Raw genomic sequence first — 15,533 nt, forward strand, 5'->3', positions numbered from 1 at the left:
CGGTGAGCTGGAGGGGACGGTCGCGTGAGCGAGATATCCGAGACGACGAGCGGCGTCGTGTGGCAGAGCAGCCAGCCCGGTTCGATCTACGACTACATCCGGGTCGCCTCCTTCTCCCTCGGGCCCGACGGGCGCGTCGAGCAGTGGAGCAACCGGGCCGCCGACCTCTTCGGGGTGTCCGCCCAGGAGGCCCGCGGCAAGGACCCCGTCGAGGCGTTCATGCCCGCCGAGCTGCGCGATCGCGGCCACCAGCGGGTCAAGGAGATCCTCGACGGACGCGAGTGGACCGGCCTCGTCCCCTTCCGCCTCCCCGCCCCTCCCGGCTCTCCCGCCCAGGACCGGACGCACGGCGTCGCCGAGATGTACGTCATGCCGAGCGAGACCGAGACGGGCGAGCGGGCCGCGCTCTGCATCGTGGTCGACGTCCGGGCGCTGCGGCGGATCGAGACCGACCTCGCCGCCTCCCAGGCGATTTTCGGCCAATCGCCCTTCGGCTTCCTCCTCTTCGGCACCGACCTCACCGTCAAGCGGGCCAACCAGCGCTTCGCCGCGGTCTTCGGCGGCGACGCCGACGACCACCGCGGCCGCAGCGTCCACGACTACCTCGCCAAGCCCGAGGCCGACCGGATGACCGAGGCGCTCCGCCGCGTCCTGGAGACCGGGGAGGCCGTCACCGACCTCCGGATCACCGGCGCCGCCCCCGGCGCCCGGATCCGCCGCCACTGGTCCATCAACCTCTACCGGGTGCACAGCGGCTCCGGCCGCCCCATCGGCGTCGCCGGCCTCGGCGTCGACGTCACCCGCCGGCAGAACGCCGCCCGCGAGGCCGCCAGCGCCCGCCGCAACCTCGCCCTCCTCAACGAGGCCGGAGCCCGCATAGGGAACTCCCTCGACCTGGAGGCCACCGCCCGCGAACTCCTCGACGTCGCCGTCCCCGGCTTCTGCGACCTCGCCTCCGTCGACCTCTACCAGGGGCTCCTCACCGGCGACGAGGCCCCGCCCGGCCGCTGGGGCAGCTCCCACGACATCGGCTACGGCGCGGGCAGCGCCGAACTGCGCCGGGTCGCCTTCTCCAGCGCCGTCTCCGACACCCCCCTCAGAACCGACGAGGGCCACGGACCGGCCGGCGGCGGACCCGCCCCCATCGAGGTCGGCGCCGTCCACCGCTACCCCTTCAACTCGCCCTGCGCCGGAGCCCTGCGCACCGGCCGCGTCCACACCGTGCCCGGCGGCGACGGCGACCTCGTCCACTCCACCCTCGTCGTCCCGATGGCCGCCCACGACACCGTCGTCGGCCTCGTGCAGTTCTCCCGCACCAAGGGCAGCGAACCCTTCGGCGACCGCGACCGGGCCCTCGCCGTGGAACTCGCCGCCCGCGCCGCCGTCTGCATCGACAACGCCCGCCTCTACCGGCGCGAGCACGAGCGGGCCCTCATCCTCCAGCGCAGCCTGCTCCCGCCCGGCGACCCCGAGGCCGCCGGACTCGACATCGCCTGCCGCTACCTCCCCGGCACCGACGCCACCGAGGTCGGCGGCGACTGGTTCGACGTCATCGAACTCCCCGGACACCGCACCGCCCTCGTCATCGGCGACGTCATGGGCCGCGGCCTGCGCGCCGCCGTCGCCATGGGCGAACTGCGCACCGCCGTCCGCACCCTCGCCCAGCTCGACCTCGAACCCGCCGAGGTCCTCTCCCACCTCGACGAGATCGCCCGCGGCCTCGGCGCCCCCATCGGCGCCCAGCAGTCCCGCGCCCACAAGAACAGAGGCCCCGAACTCTCCGAGGTCTACCTCGCCACCTGCGTCTACGCCGTCTACGACCCGGTGACCCGGCGCTGCACCTTCGCCAACGCGGGCCACCTCCCGCCCGTCCTCGTCGAACCCGGCGAGGAGGCACTCCTCCTCGACGTGCCCCCCGGGATGCCGCTGGGCGTCGGCGGCGAACCCTTCGAGGAGGTCGAGGTCGAAGTCCCCGAGGGCTCCCTCCTCGCCCTCTACACCGACGGACTCGTCGAATCCCGCGACCACCCCCTCGACGAGGGCCTCAGCGCCTTCCGGAGGGCCCTCGCCGACCAGGCCCGCCCCCTGGAGGACGTCTGCGACGGGGTCCTCAGCAGCCTCGACACCGGACACGGCGAGGACGACATCGCCCTCCTGATGGCCCGTATCAGAGGACTGCCCGCCGAGGCCGTGGGGGACTGGCTGCTGCCCCGCGAGCCCCGCTCCGTCGGCCGGGCCCGCGAACTCGCCCGCGACAGGCTCACCGCCTGGGGGCTCGACCCGCTCGTCGACACCGTCGAACTCCTCGTCAGCGAGCTCGTCACCAACGCCCTGCGGTACGGCGAGGGCGAGATACGGCTCCGGCTGCTGCGCGACCGCACCCTCGTCTGCGAGGTCTGGGACGCCGGTCTGGTCCAGCCGCGCCGCCGCCGCGCCAAGGACACCGACGAGGGCGGCCGCGGCCTCCAGCTCGTCGGCCTGCTCTCCGCCTCCTGGGGCTCGCGCCGCACCCCGCGCGGCAAAACGGTCTGGTTCGAACTGGCCCTCCCCGACGGCGGGTCCACGGCGGAACCCACCGTGGACCAGCTCCTCAGCATGTTCTGAGCAGCCAGCTGGTCACGCCGCCCTGAGAGCGGCGAGCCGGGCGGCGGTCTCAGCCCCGTCGCCCCGCGCGTCCGGCTGCCCGAACCGACCTCGTACGGGGTGCGACGGAACCATCACGGGGCAGGGGGGCGGTTCCCCCGCCGGCCGCGCGTGCCCCCGCCGCCGAAGCTGCCGGGCCCGCCGCCGAAACCTCCGCCCCCGTAGCCGCCCGCTTTCCCGGCGATGACGTCCCGGGCCGTCTCGGTGAGCGTCCGGCCCTCGGCGAAGGCGTGCGCCCTGAGCGCGGCCAGCGCGTGCTCGGAGTCGACGCCGAGCCGGACCATGAGCATGCCGGTGGCCTGGTGGACCTCCCCGTGGTCGTTCTCCGCCGTCCCGAGCCACGCCGCGCCTTCGCTCTCGGCGTGCAGGGAGAGCAGGGCCGTCGTGATCGCGTCGGCGGCGAGGAAGGTGAAGGAGCGGTCGCGTTCGGCGAGGGGCCCCGGCTCGTCACGGTGGAGGTCCAGGGTGCCGATGGCCAGGCGGGAGGAGCCGAGAGGGAGGGAGAAGACGGCTCGCACGCCCAGGGCGACGGCCTGCCGGGCGAAGACGGGCCAGCGGCGCGCGTCCGGACCGTCGGCGAGGTCGGCGGCCAGGACGGGGGCGGCCAGGGTCAGGGCGTTCCGGCAGGGCCCCTCGCCCAGGCTGTACTGGATCTCGGCCAGCCGCTCGGCCACCGGGTCGCTGGACCACCACAGGACCTGCGCCTCCGCCTCCCCGGCGAGGGACGCCGAGGCGCCGGTCACGTCCAGCAGGTCGACGCAGGCCCGGCAGAGGGCGGCGGGCAGCTCGGCGGGTTCGGTGCCGGAGGCGGAGGCCGCCAGGTGCTCCGCGACACGGTGGAGCCTGTCCGCGCGGAAGCCGGGGGGTTCCTCGTAGGGCGGGAACGTGCTCACGTACGGTCACCTCCTCGACCGCGCTGTTCCCTCGCCCCTTCTCCTGGCCCCTGGGCGGGCGCGCGGGCAAGGGGACATGGAGGCGGCTGCCCGGGCGGACGGAGCCGTATGCGTCAGGCGCAGGGGGGCTCGCCGGCGCGGGCCCGCCTGATGCCCTCCGCCGTCCCGAGCAGGGCCCGGACGCCCAGCGCGGTGCGGACGGCCCGCAGGGCGCCGGCCCGGTCCTCCGGCAGCCGCCCCGTCACGGCGTGGGCCGTGCGGTGGTACGGCGGGAGGCCGGCCGGGCCGAAGCTGATGACCGTGACGTCGCACAGCTCGCCCCACACGTCGATCGCGGCCAGGACCGTGCCGGAGACCGGGTAGGGCCCGGCGTCCAGGTCCACGACGACGGTCCGCGTCTCGTCGGGGAGCAGGGCCAGGGCGGCGCGCAGCAGGATCAGGGAGGCGGGGCGGGCGGGGTCCGCCGGCCGGTCGTCGGGGCACAGCGTCACCACCGCGACGGTTCCGTACCGCCGCACGTCGACGGTGAACGGTTTCATGGCCCCTTTCCGTGCCGCACGACCACTTTCCGCGCTCCCCGGCCCTCACCCGCGCGAGGAGCGACGGGGGCGGGCGGCGCACATCGGCGTCTTCCCGCTTCCCACCCACACACACGTCGCCCGGGGCGTGGGGAGGTACGCGAGGGGCTGCCGTCACGGGAGGGGCGTTGGGCCGCACGAGTGGGGTTCGCGGGGTCCGCCGTCGTGTCGTCGCGGCGGGGTCCGCCGGGTGCCCTTCAGTGGGATGACCAAGCGATCTGATCATCTCCAAATGGCATAAAAACGGACGAAGGGGTAAAAGCATGTCCCAGGTCGGCGCCCCCCAGGGGAGGACATGGGCCGGTCCGGCCAGGAGTCCCCGCTCCCGGACCCTCCGCTCCGTCGCCACCCTCACCAGCGCGGTCCTCACCGTCACCGTCCTCGCCGGATGCAGCTCCGACGGGGACGAGTCCGCCCCGGTCGCCGCCCAGGACAACGCGCCCACCGCACGCGCCCTGGTCGACGACGGCGGCACCCTCCGCTGGGCGGTGGACGCGCTCCCCGCCACCTTCAACGCCTTCCAGGCCGACGCCGACGCCGCCACCAGCCGGGTCGCGGGCGCCGTCCTGCCCGCCCTGCACACCCTGGACGAGCGCGGCAGACCCCGGCTCAACCCCGACTACCTGGAGTCCGCCGAGGTCGTCGAGACCGAGCCCCGGCAGGTCGTCCTCTACAAGCTCCACCAGCAGGCCGTGTGGAGCGACGGCCGCGAGATCGCCGCCGCCGACTTCGTCGCCCAGTGGCGCGCCCTCAGCGGCCGCGACACCGCCTACTGGACGGCCCGCAACGCCGGCTACGAGCGGATCGAGAAGATCGAGAAGGGCAAGAACGACCTGGAGGTACGGGTCACCTTCGCCAAGCCCTACGCCGACTGGCGGTCCCTCTTCACCCCCCTCTACCCGAAGGAGGTGATGGGGTCCCCGAACTCCTTCAACGACGGGGCGCGCACCACGCTCAAGTCCACCGCAGGACCGTTCCTGCTGAGCAAGGTGGACCGGAAGTCCGGCGACCTCACCCTCGTCCGCAACCCCCGCTGGTGGGGGCAGCCCGCCAAGCTCGACAGCCTCGTCCTGCGCGCCGTCCCCCGCGCCGACCGCGAGGCCGCCCTCGCCGCGGGCCGGCTCGACCTGGCCGAGATCGACCGCTCCACCGCCGAGCGGATCGCCCTCGCCCTCAAGGACGCCGGTGCCGGCCGCAGCGGCGCCCAGGCCGCCGCGCTGCACGGACCCGGCGCCTCGATCACCCCCGGCAAGGCCCTCAAGTCCTGGGCGCTCGCCCACGGCGAGGACGAGGAGCTGGCCGAGGAGGTCAGGGCCGCCCGCGCCGAGAACAAGGCCGCCGTGGCCCGCTACGCCGCGGCCCAGGACACCCTCGCCCGCTACGTCGTCCGCAAGTCCCTGGAGCCCGCCTACACCCAGCTCTCCCTCAACGGCGAGTCCGGGCCGCTCGCCGACGAGCGGGTCCGCCGCGCGGTCGCCCGCGCCATCGACCGCAAGGAGCTGGCCGAGTCCGTGCTGAAGCCGCTCGGCCTCCCCGCCGAGCCGCCCGGCAGCCACCTCGCCCTCGCCGGGCAGGCCGTGTACGCCGACAGCAGCGACGCCCTCGGCGGCCAGGACACCCAGGAGGCCCGCGCGCTCCTCGCCGACGCGGGCTGGGTCCCCGGCGGGGCCCAGAAGAAGCCGGCCGGTACCGAGGCAGGCGCCGAGGCGGAGAAGGCCGAGAAGGCCGAGAAGGCCGAGGCCGGGAAGAAGAAGGAGGAGGAAGCCGACAAGGAGGAGAGCGACTCCAAGAAGAAGAGCGACACCGCCTCCGACGACGGCATGTACATCGTCGGCGACGACAAGCCCGGCGAGCTCCGCGCCGCCCCCCGGATCGGCCCCGGCGGCCCGGAGAACGCCCCCGTCCTCGCCCCGGCCCCCGCCGCCGCCCGTGAGAGCGCCGCCCTCCTTGCCCGCGCCGAGGCCCTCGACACCGGCGCCCGCGCCGCCGTCCTGCCCGGAGACGTCCTGCCCGCCAACGCCAAGCCCGACAAGGGCGTCGCCGGGGCCTACGCCCCGATGGGCAGCGCCGCCCCGGCCGCCCCCGCCGCCGCCTCCCAGGCCCTCGGCAAGGACGGCAAGGCCCTCAGCCTCCGCTTCGTCCTGCCCTCGGGCCCCGGCTCGGAGACGCTGCGCGCGGTCGGCGACCGGATCGTCCGGATGCTCGACGCCGTCGGCATCCGCACCGAGATCACCAAGGTCTCCGACGAGAGCTTCTTCAAGGACCACATCGCCTCCGGCGAGTACGACCTGGCCCTCTACTCCTGGCCCGCCTCCGCCTTCCCCGCGACCGACGCCCGGCCGATCTTCGCCAAGCCCGAGGCCGCCTCGGACGGCTCCCTGCTGGTCGAGCAGAACTACTCGCGCGTCGGGACGGACCGTATCGACCAGCTCTTCGACCAGGCGGCCGGCACCCTCGACGAGGAGGAGGCCGGTGAGCTGATCAGGCAGGCCGACGCCCGCATCTGGGCCGCCGCCGGCTCCATCCCGCTCTACCAGCGCCCCCAGCTGGTGGCCGCCCGGCAGGACGTGGTGAACGCCGGGGCCTGGGGCTTCGCCGCCCCCCAGTACCAGGACATGGGCTTCAAGAAGAGCGAGAAGACCGGGAACAACGGGAACAACGGGAACAGCGGGAACGGCGAGAACAGCGACAAGAAGAGCGAAACGACCAAGAATAGCCCGTCGAAGGACTGAGAACCCACGTCGCAACCTCAGAAGCAGCTCAAGTTCCTTGCCCGCCGGTGACCCCGGCGGGCAGGATCGCGTCGGCCCCTTGACCCGGACCGCATGACTTTCCCCACACCCTGAGACCCGCCCTCAAACGTCCCAGTAGACCCTCTCGGATCCCTCCGGGGAAGCCCCTTACGTGTCAGCCCCGTACCATAGGACGTAGCCGTGGCGCGTCCGCCCGGCGGGCGTAAGAGGAACTGACGCCGATTCCCACGATCCGAGAGAAGCGCAAGCCACCCATGCCCACGCGCCACGACATCCGTAACGTCGCCATCGTCGCCCACGTCGACCACGGCAAGACGACCATCGTCGACGCCATGCTCAAGCAGGCCGGTGCCTTCGCCGCCCACCAGCAGCTCGACGACCGCATGATGGACTCGAACGACCTGGAGCGTGAGAAGGGCATCACGATCCTCGCCAAGAACACGGCGGTGAAGTACCACCCCAAGGACGGCGGGGCCCCGATCACGATCAACATCATCGACACCCCCGGCCACGCCGACTTCGGTGGCGAGGTCGAGCGCGGTCTGTCGATGGTCGACGCCGTCGTCCTCCTGGTGGACGCCTCCGAGGGTCCGCTCCCGCAGACCCGCTTCGTGCTGCGCAAGGCCCTCCAGCAGCGCAAGCCCGTCATCCTCTGCATCAACAAGACGGACCGCCCGGACTCCCGCATCGACGAGGTCGTCAACGAGACCTACGACCTCTTCCTCGACCTGGACGCCGACGAGGACCAGATCGAGTTCCCGATCGTCTACGCCTGCGGCCGCGACGGCATCGCCTCGCTGACCAAGCCGGAGGACGGCACGGTCCCGGCGGACTCCACCAACCTGGAGCCGTTCTTCTCCACGATCCTGGAGCACGTCCCGGCCCCGACGTACGAGGAGGACGCGCCGCTCCAGGCCCACGTCACCAACCTCGACGCCGACAACTTCCTCGGCCGCATCGCGCTGCTCCGCGTCGAGCAGGGCGAGCTGCGCAAGGGCCAGACGGTCGCGTGGATCAAGCGCGACGGCTCGATCCAGAACGTCCGCATCACCGAGCTGATGATGACCGAGGCGCTCACCCGCAAGCCGGCCGAGGTGGCGGGCCCCGGTGACATCTGCGCCGTCGCCGGCATCCCGGACATCATGATCGGCGAGACCCTCGCCGACACCGAGAACCCGGTCGCCCTCCCGCTCATCACGGTCGACGAGCCCGCGATCTCCATGGTGATCGGCACCAACACCTCCCCGCTGGTCGGCCGCGGCGGCACCGGCAAGGGCGCGGACGCCAAGGCCGCGGTCAAGGACCGCAAGGTGACGGCCCGTCAGGTGAAGGACCGTCTGGACCGCGAGCTCATCGGCAACGTCTCGCTCCGCGTCCTCGACACCGAGCGCCCCGACGCCTGGGAGGTGCAGGGCCGCGGCGAGCTGGCGCTGGCCATCCTGGTCGAGCAGATGCGCCGCGAGGGCTTCGAGCTCACCATCGGCAAGCCGCAGGTCGTCACCAAGGAGGTGGACGGCAAGGTCCACGAGCCGGTCGAGCGCATGACGATCGACGTGCCCGAGGAGCACATGGGCGCCGTCACCCAGCTCATGGGCGTCCGCAAGGGCCGCATGGACAACATGTCGAACCACGGCTCCGGCTGGGTCCGCATGGAGTTCGTCGTCCCGTCCCGCGGCCTCATCGGCTTCCGTACGGAGTTCCTGACCCAGACCCGCGGCACCGGCATCGCGCACTCGATCCACGAGGGCCACGAGCCCTGGTTCGGCCCGCTCCAGACCCGCAACAACGGCTCCCTGGTGGCCGACCGGGCCGGCGCGGTCACCGCCTTCGCGATGACCAACCTCCAGGAGCGCGGCGTCCTCTTCGTGGACCCGGGCACCGAGGTGTACGAGGGCATGATCGTCGGCGAGAACTCGCGCTCCGACGACATGGACGTGAACATCACCAAGGAGAAGAAGCTCACCAACATGCGCTCCTCCTCGGCCGATTCGTTCGAGGCGATCGTCCCGCCGCGCAAGCTCTCCCTGGAGCAGTCCCTGGAGTTCTGCCGTGACGACGAGTGCGTCGAGGTGACCCCGGAGGCCGTCCGCATCCGCAAGGTCAACCTGGACCAGCGCGAGCGCGCCCGCGCCGCCTCGCGCGCCAAGAACGGCTGAGCCGACGGCCGGCACGGGGAACGGCCGGCACCGGGAACGCCTGACACCGGGAACGGCTGAGCCGTATCTCACACGAAGGGTCTGGCCACTCGCATCATGTGCGAGTGGCCAGACCTTTTTCGTCAAACCGATTGCCTCGCCCCGGTGTCCGGATAACGGTCATCGCTCTCCGGTACGTGTGTTAACGGTCCGTTTCGGGGGTGTCTGTCTGTGATCAGTTTGTCCGGATTTCGGTCTCTGGGGCCTTGGTGATGTTGTCAAAACGAGACCGCTCAGGTGTGGTTTACGGCCCGGGCGTACTTAATAGTTGGCTCCATTGAGCTCGGGTCAATGGGTCACGCACTGTGGGGAGTGCCGACTCACGAGCACACTCGGGGTACCGGGGGATCAACGCCGTCAGGGGTGTCGGCAGGTCTCGAAGTGCCCCTCTTGTAGTGACAAGTGGACTCATGAGGAGGAAACCCATGCGCGGTGCCAAGAGCGCCAAGTGGGTAACGGGCGCGATCATCGTCGCCCTGGCTGCGACCGCCTGTGGCGGAGGCAAGAGCGAGAACAAGGGCGCCGGTGGCGCCATCGACCCGAACGGCATCTTCTCCGTCGAGCTCGGTGAGCCGGAGAAGCCGCTGCACACCGGCGACACGATGGAGTCCAACGGACACGCCGTCATGAAGGGCCTGTTCTCGAACCTGGTCGACTACAAGGCCGACGGCTCGCTCGAGATGATCAACGCCGAGTCGCTCACCACCACCGACTCGAAGCTGTGGACCGTCAAGCTCAAGCCGGGCTGGACCTTCCACGACGGCACCCCGGTGACCTCGAAGTCCTACGTGGACGCGTGGAACTGGAACGCCAACGTCGACAACGCCATGGGTCTCGCCTCGTGGTTCTCCGACATCAAGGGCTCCGAGGCCCTGCTGCCGGAGAAGGAGGGCGCCAAGCCCACCGCCGACAAGCTCGAGGGTCTGAAGATCGTCGACGACACCACCTTCACCATCGAGCTGAAGGGGTCGGTGCCGGCCTTCGGCCACAAGCTCGCCTACACCCCCTTCGCGCCGCTGCCGGAGTCCTTCTACAAGGACCCCAAGGCCGCGGGTGAGAAGCCGATCGGCAACGGTCCCTACAAGTTCAAGAGCTGGGACCACAAGAAGCAGATCGAGATCGTCCGTTACGACGACTACAAGGGCCCGAACAAGGCGAAGAACGGTGGTGTGATCTTCAAGAACTACACCACCCTCGAGGCCGCGTACGAGGACCTGAAGTCCGGCAACGTCGACGTTCTGCGCCAGATCGGCCCGAAGGACCTCCCGGTCTACCACCAGGACCTCGGCGACCGCGCCGTGGACGCCGACCACTCCGCCATCCAGTCCATCTCGGTCGCGTTCTACGCCGACCAGTGGTCGAAGCCGAAGCCGGTCGACGTCCGCGTCATCCAGGGCCTCTCCATGGCGATCGACCGCGCCACCATCACCAAGACGGTGCTGCAGGGCACGCGTGAGCCCGCGACCGGCTGGGTCGCCAAGGGCGTCCTGGGCTACCAGGAGAACGCGGCGGGCGACGTCACCAAGTTCGACCCGGCCAAGGCCAAGGAGCTCATCAAGGCCGGTGGCGGTGTCCCCGGCAACAAGATCTCCATCCAGTTCAACGCGGACGGCGGCCACAAGGAGTGGGTCGAGGCCGTCTGCAACAGCATCGCCCAGTCCACCGGCGTCGAGTGCACCGGTGACAGCAAGCCGGACTTCCAGGCCGACCTCGCCGCTCGCAAGAGCAAGCAGGTCAAGTCCATGTACCGCTCGGCCTGGTCGCTGGACTACCCGATCAACGGCAACTTCCTGAGCGACCTGTTCAAGACGGGCGCCGCGGGCAACCAGGGTGGCTTCTCCAACAAGGAGCTGGACGCCAAGCTCACCGCCGCCGAGAGCGCCAAGACGCTCGAGGAGTCGGTGAAGCTGTTCCAGGAGGCCGAGAAGGACCTGGTCAAGTACATGCCGTCGATCCCGCTCTGGTACTACAAGGTCAACGCGGGCCACTCGGAGAAGGTCTCGGGCGTGGCGTACGGCCAGGACGGCGACCCGATCCTGACCGGCGTCGAGGTCAAGAAGTAATCACCCGAGCGTAGTCCGCACGCCGTGACGGGGCTGATGGATCGTCAGCCCCGGCGCGGTCTTACGCAGTGGCTGGGGGGCCCTTCCGGGGCATCGCGCTGTCCGAAACCGGGCAGCCGTGCCGGGGAGGGCCCGTCGGCTGCGGCCGTCACATCTCAACGGAGGCATGATGGGGCGCTATGTCGCACGACGACTGCTCCAGATGATCCCGGTTTTCCTCGGGACGACCTTTCTCATCTTCTTCATGGTCTACAGCCTGCCCGGCGATCCCGTTCTCGGGCTGTTCGGTGACAAGGGCGCGGACCCGGCCACCCTGGCGGCGAAGAGGCATGAACTGGGACTGGACCTGCCGATCTGGCAGCAGTACTGGAACTACATGACCGACATCATTCTGCACTTCGACTTCGGGACCCAGATCCGCAATGGGCGCCCGGTCACCGAGGTGCTGGGTGACGCGTTCCCCGTCACGCTCCAACTCGCGGCGCTGGCCTTCGCGTTCGAGCTCGTCTTCGGTATCACCCTCGGCATCGTCGCCGGTCTCCGGGCGGGTCGTCTGGCCGACAACGCCGTCCTGATCTTCACCCTGCTGATCATCTCGATCCCGGTCTTCGTGCTCGGCTTCATCATCAAGATGGTGTTCGCCTTCCAGCTCGGCTGGATCCAGCCGAACGTCAGCAACGAGCAGCTGCTCTCCGAGATGATCGCCCCCGCCATCGTCCTCGGTGGCCTCTCTCTCGCCTATGTGGCGCGGCTCACCCGTACGTCGATGGCCGAGAACCTGCGCGCCGACTACATGCGCACGGCCGTCGCCAAGGGCCTGCCGAAGCGCCGTGTCATCGGCGTCCACCTCATGCGCAACTCGATGATCCCGGTCGTCACCTTCCTCGGTACCGACATCGGCGCCCTCATGGGCGGTGCCGTCGTCACCGAAGGCATCTTCAACGTCAAGGGTGTCGGTGGTCTGATCTACGAGTCGATCACCCGGCGCGAGGGCAGCACGCTCGTCGGCCTCGTCACCGTCCTGGTGATCGTCTACCTCTTCACCAGCCTGCTCATCGACCTGCTGTACGCGGTCCTGGACCCGAGGATCCGGTATGCCTGACGTGACCAAGACCGCCGCCGCGACCGCGGCCGAGGACGCCGTCACCGCCCCCTCGGTGGACGGATCCGCTCCGCAGGCCAAGGAGGAGAAGGCGCGCAGCCTCTGGGGCGACGCCTGGCGGGACCTGCGCCGCAACCCGTACTTCCTCGTGTCGTCGGTGCTGATCTTCTTCCTGCTGCTGATCGCCGCCTTCCCGACCCTGTTCACCAGCGCCTCTCCGACCGCCGGTGACCTCGTCAACCACTACGTGGGCAAGCCCGAGCTGAGCAAGATAGCTTCCGAGGGCTGGCTGGGATACGACATCCAGGGCCGCTCCGTCTACGCCCGCCTCATCTACGGCACCCGCGCCTCGGTGATCGTCGGCATCTGCGTGACCCTCATCGTCACCCTCGTCGGCGGCACCATGGGCATGCTCGCCGGCTACTTCGGCGGCTGGATCGACGCGGTCCTCTCCCGGGTCACCGACATCTTCTTCGGCATCCCGTTCCTGCTCGGCGCCATGGTCGTCCTCCAGGCGTTCACCGACCGCACCATCCTGGTCGTCGTCTTCGCCCTCGCCTTCCTCGGCTGGACGCAGATGGCCCGCGTCATGCGCGGTGCCGTGATCACGGTCAAGCAGGCCGACTACGTCCACGCCGCCAAGGCCCTCGGCGCCGGCACCGGCCGGATCCTCTTCCGGCACATCCTGCCCAACGCCATGGCCCCCGTGATCGTCGTCGCCACCATCGCGCTCGGCGGCTACATCTCGGCCGAGGCGACGCTGTCCTACCTGGGTCTCGGCTTCGCCGCCCCGACCGTCTCGTGGGGCCTCGACATCTCCGCCGGTGTTCAGGCGATCCGCACGTCGCAGCACATCCTGCTGTACCCGTCGATCATGCTGAGCATCACCGTTCTGGCGTTCATCATGCTCGGCGAAGCCGTTCGCAACGCCCTCGACCCCAAGCTGCGCTGAGGAGGGCGTAAAAGTGAGCACCACCGACAAGCTCGACAAGACCGCGACCGTCCCGGCGCCGCGCGAGAGCGGCGACCACAACGGGCCGCTGCTCGAAGTCAAGGACCTGCACGTCGAGTTCCACACCCGTGACGGTGTGGCCAAGGCCGTCAACGGCGTCAACTACTCCGTGGACTCGGGCGAGACCCTCGCCGTCCTCGGCGAGTCCGGCTCCGGCAAGTCCGTCACCGCCCAGGCCATCATGGGCATCCTCGACATGCCTCCCGGCAAGATCCCGCAGGGCGAGATCCTGTTCCGCGGCGAGGACATGCTGAAGATGTCCGACGAGGAGCGCCGGAAGATCCGCGGCCGCAAGATCGCGATGATCTTCCAGGACGCGCTCTCCTCGCTGAACCCGGTCCTCTCCGTCGGCTACCAGCTCGGCGAGATGTTCCGCGTCCACCAGGGCCTGTCCAAGAAGGACGCGAAGCTCAAGGCCATCGAGCTGATGGACAAGGTCAAGATCCCCGCCGCCAAGGCGCGGGTCAGCGACTACCCCCACCAGTTCTCCGGTGGTATGCGCCAGCGCATCATGATCGCCATGGCGCTCGCCCTGGAGCCGGACCTGATCATCGCCGACGAGCCGACCACGGCCCTCGACGTGACGGTCCAGGCCCAGGTCATGGACCTCCTCGCCGAGCTCCAGCGCGAGTACAACATGGGCCTGATCCTGATCACCCACGACCTCGGCGTCGTCGCCGACGTCGCGGACAAGATCGCCGTGATGTACGCGGGCCGGATCGTCGAGCAGGCGCCCGTGCACGAGCTGTACGCGCGCCCGGCCCACCCGTACACCCGGGGTCTGCTCGACTCGATCCCGCGCCTGGACCAGAAGGGCCAGGAGCTGTACGCGATCAAGGGCCTGCCGCCCAACCTGCTCAAGGTGCCCACGGGCTGCGCCTTCAACCCGCGCTGCCCGAAGGCCACCGACCTCTGCCGTACGGAGATCCCGGCCCTGGTGCCGGTGACCGAGCAGGACGGCGCGGATCTGCCGGGCCGCAAGAGCGCCTGCCACTTCTGGAAGGAGACGATCCATGGCTGAGCTCAGCAAGAACGACGAGGCCGTGGCCACCGCTCTCGACGTCCCCGTCCAGCGCGGCGAGCCGATCCTCCAGGTGCGCAACCTGCAGAAGCACTTCCCGCTGACGCAGGGCATCCTCTTCAAGAAGCAGGTCGGCGCGGTCAAGGCCGTGGACGGGGTCTCCTTCGACCTCTACCAGGGCGAGACCCTCGGCATCGTGGGCGAGTCCGGCTGCGGCAAGTCCACGGTCGCCAAGCTCCTGATGAACCTGGAGCGGGCCACCGCGGGTGAGGTCTTCTACAAGGGCCAGGACATCACCAAGCTGTCCGGCCGCGCCCTGAAGGCCGTCCGCCGCAACATCCAGATGGTGTTCCAGGACCCGTACACCTCGCTGAACCCGCGCATGACGGTCGGCGACATCATCGGCGAGACCTTCGAGATCCACCCCGAGGTGGCCCCGAAGGGCGACCGGCGCCGCAAGGTGCAGGAGCTCCTCGACGTCGTCGGTCTGAACCCGGAGTACATCAACCGGTACCCGCACCAGTTCTCCGGCGGTCAGCGCCAGCGCATCGGCATCGCCCGCGGCCTCGCGCTCAACCCGGAGATCATCATCTGCGACGAGCCGGTCTCGGCCCTGGACGTCTCCGTCCAGGCGCAGGTCATCAACCTGATGGAGAAGCTCCAGGACGAGTTCAACCTGTCCTACATCTTCATCGCGCACGACCTGTCGATCGTCCGGCACATCTCGGACCGCGTGGGCGTCATGTACCTCGGCAAGCTCGCCGAGATCGGTACGGACGAGGAGATCTACGAGCACCCCACGCACCCGTACACCCAGGCACTGCTCTCCGCCGTGCCGGTGCCGGACCCCCAGGCCCGCGCCCACCGCGACCGGATCATCCTCACGGGCGACGTGCCCTCGCCGGCGAACCCGCCGTCGGGCTGCCGCTTCCGCACCCGTTGCTGGAAGGCGCAGGACAAGTGCGCCACCGAGATGCCGCTCCTCGCGATCCCGGAGCACTTCCGTGGCCAGGACACCCTCGCGGCCCACGAGTCGGCGTGCCACTTCGCCGAGGAGCGGGACGTCGTCCACGCCAGATGACCTGACGGCCCCGCAGGACCAAGGCCCCTCGCACCCCCGCCGGGTGCGGGGGGCCTTTCCGCGTACGGGGCGGCCGGAGGCGTACGAGACGTACGGAGGTGTACGAGGCTTCCGCCGGTGCCGCGGCCCGCGCGGCCGTGACGGTCCGCCAGACGGCCGCCCCCCGGACAGCGGTCGCCGAGATGCGGCCCC

General features: G+C 70.4%; 10 protein-coding genes. 8 read left to right on the forward strand and 2 right to left on the reverse strand.

Annotated elements, in window-relative coordinates; translation table 11 throughout:
- Positions 1–24: 24 nt before the first annotated feature.
- The gene (locus tag QK442_RS13400; RefSeq protein WP_282694142.1) at positions 25–2,604 is read left to right on the forward strand and encodes a SpoIIE family protein phosphatase; all 2,580 of its coding nucleotides are present in this window, start codon (positions 25–27) and stop codon (positions 2,602–2,604) included.
- Between the two features lie 113 nt (positions 2,605–2,717).
- Here QK442_RS13400 and QK442_RS13405 read toward each other — a convergent pair whose 3' ends face one another.
- Together QK442_RS13405 and QK442_RS13410 are read right to left on the reverse strand one after the other, a co-directional pair.
- Positions 2,718–3,536 (reverse strand): GAF domain-containing protein, encoded by an 819-nt coding sequence (locus QK442_RS13405; RefSeq protein WP_282694143.1) that lies wholly within the window; start codon positions 3,534–3,536, stop codon positions 2,718–2,720.
- A gap of 113 nt (positions 3,537–3,649) precedes the next feature.
- Positions 3,650–4,075: a hypothetical protein gene (locus tag QK442_RS13410; RefSeq protein ID WP_282694144.1), complete on the reverse strand. Its 426-nt coding sequence runs from the start codon at positions 4,073–4,075 to the stop codon at positions 3,650–3,652.
- Between the two features lie 302 nt (positions 4,076–4,377).
- Here QK442_RS13410 and QK442_RS13415 point away from each other — a divergent pair, with 302 nt between their 5' ends.
- From QK442_RS13415 to QK442_RS13445, 7 genes are all read left to right on the forward strand, one after another.
- Entirely contained in the window at positions 4,378–6,846 is a 2,469-nt protein-coding gene (locus tag QK442_RS13415; RefSeq protein WP_282694145.1) for an ABC transporter family substrate-binding protein, read from the forward strand.
- A gap of 275 nt (positions 6,847–7,121) precedes the next feature.
- Positions 7,122–9,023, forward strand: a complete 1,902-nt coding sequence (gene typA / locus QK442_RS13420) for a translational GTPase TypA (protein WP_282694146.1) — start codon at positions 7,122–7,124, stop codon at positions 9,021–9,023.
- Between the two features lie 464 nt (positions 9,024–9,487).
- Complete coding sequence (locus QK442_RS13425; protein WP_282694147.1) at positions 9,488–11,125, forward strand: ABC transporter substrate-binding protein; 1,638 nt, start codon at positions 9,488–9,490, stop codon at positions 11,123–11,125.
- 169 nt (positions 11,126–11,294) lie between these two features.
- Positions 11,295–12,227: an ABC transporter permease gene (locus QK442_RS13430; protein ID WP_282694281.1), complete on the forward strand. Its 933-nt coding sequence runs from the start codon at positions 11,295–11,297 to the stop codon at positions 12,225–12,227.
- Entirely contained in the window at positions 12,220–13,179 is a 960-nt protein-coding gene (locus QK442_RS13435; RefSeq protein ID WP_282694148.1) for an ABC transporter permease, read from the forward strand. The genes QK442_RS13430 and QK442_RS13435 overlap by 8 nt, the downstream gene beginning before the upstream one ends.
- Positions 13,180–13,192: 13 nt before the next feature.
- The gene (locus QK442_RS13440; protein WP_282694149.1) at positions 13,193–14,260 is read left to right on the forward strand and encodes an ABC transporter ATP-binding protein; all 1,068 of its coding nucleotides are present in this window, start codon (positions 13,193–13,195) and stop codon (positions 14,258–14,260) included.
- On the forward strand, positions 14,253–15,341 hold the full coding sequence (locus tag QK442_RS13445) for a dipeptide ABC transporter ATP-binding protein (protein ID WP_282694150.1): 1,089 nt from the start codon (positions 14,253–14,255) through the stop codon (positions 15,339–15,341). Before QK442_RS13440 ends, QK442_RS13445 begins: the two co-directional genes overlap by 8 nt.
- Positions 15,342–15,533: the final 192 nt, after the last annotated feature.

The organism is Streptomyces sp. CC208A, from assembly GCF_030010625.1.
In the GTDB taxonomy this organism is placed as follows: Bacteria; Actinomycetota; Actinomycetes; order Streptomycetales; family Streptomycetaceae; genus Streptomyces.

Bases quoted from the DNA above. Each gene is read 5' to 3' on its own strand.
- QK442_RS13425 (WP_282694147.1), top strand. From the start codon at position 9,488: ATGCGCGGTGCCAAGAGCGCCAAGTGGGTAACGGGCGCGATCATCGTC.
- QK442_RS13410 (WP_282694144.1), bottom strand. From the start codon at position 4,075: ATGAAACCGTTCACCGTCGACGTGCGGCGGTACGGAACCGTCGCGGTG.
- QK442_RS13415 (WP_282694145.1), top strand. From the start codon at position 4,378: ATGTCCCAGGTCGGCGCCCCCCAGGGGAGGACATGGGCCGGTCCGGCC.
- typA (WP_282694146.1), top strand. From the start codon at position 7,122: ATGCCCACGCGCCACGACATCCGTAACGTCGCCATCGTCGCCCACGTC.
- QK442_RS13435 (WP_282694148.1), top strand. From the start codon at position 12,220: ATGCCTGACGTGACCAAGACCGCCGCCGCGACCGCGGCCGAGGACGCC.
- QK442_RS13445 (WP_282694150.1), top strand. From the start codon at position 14,253: ATGGCTGAGCTCAGCAAGAACGACGAGGCCGTGGCCACCGCTCTCGAC.
- QK442_RS13430 (WP_282694281.1), top strand. From the start codon at position 11,295: ATGGGGCGCTATGTCGCACGACGACTGCTCCAGATGATCCCGGTTTTC.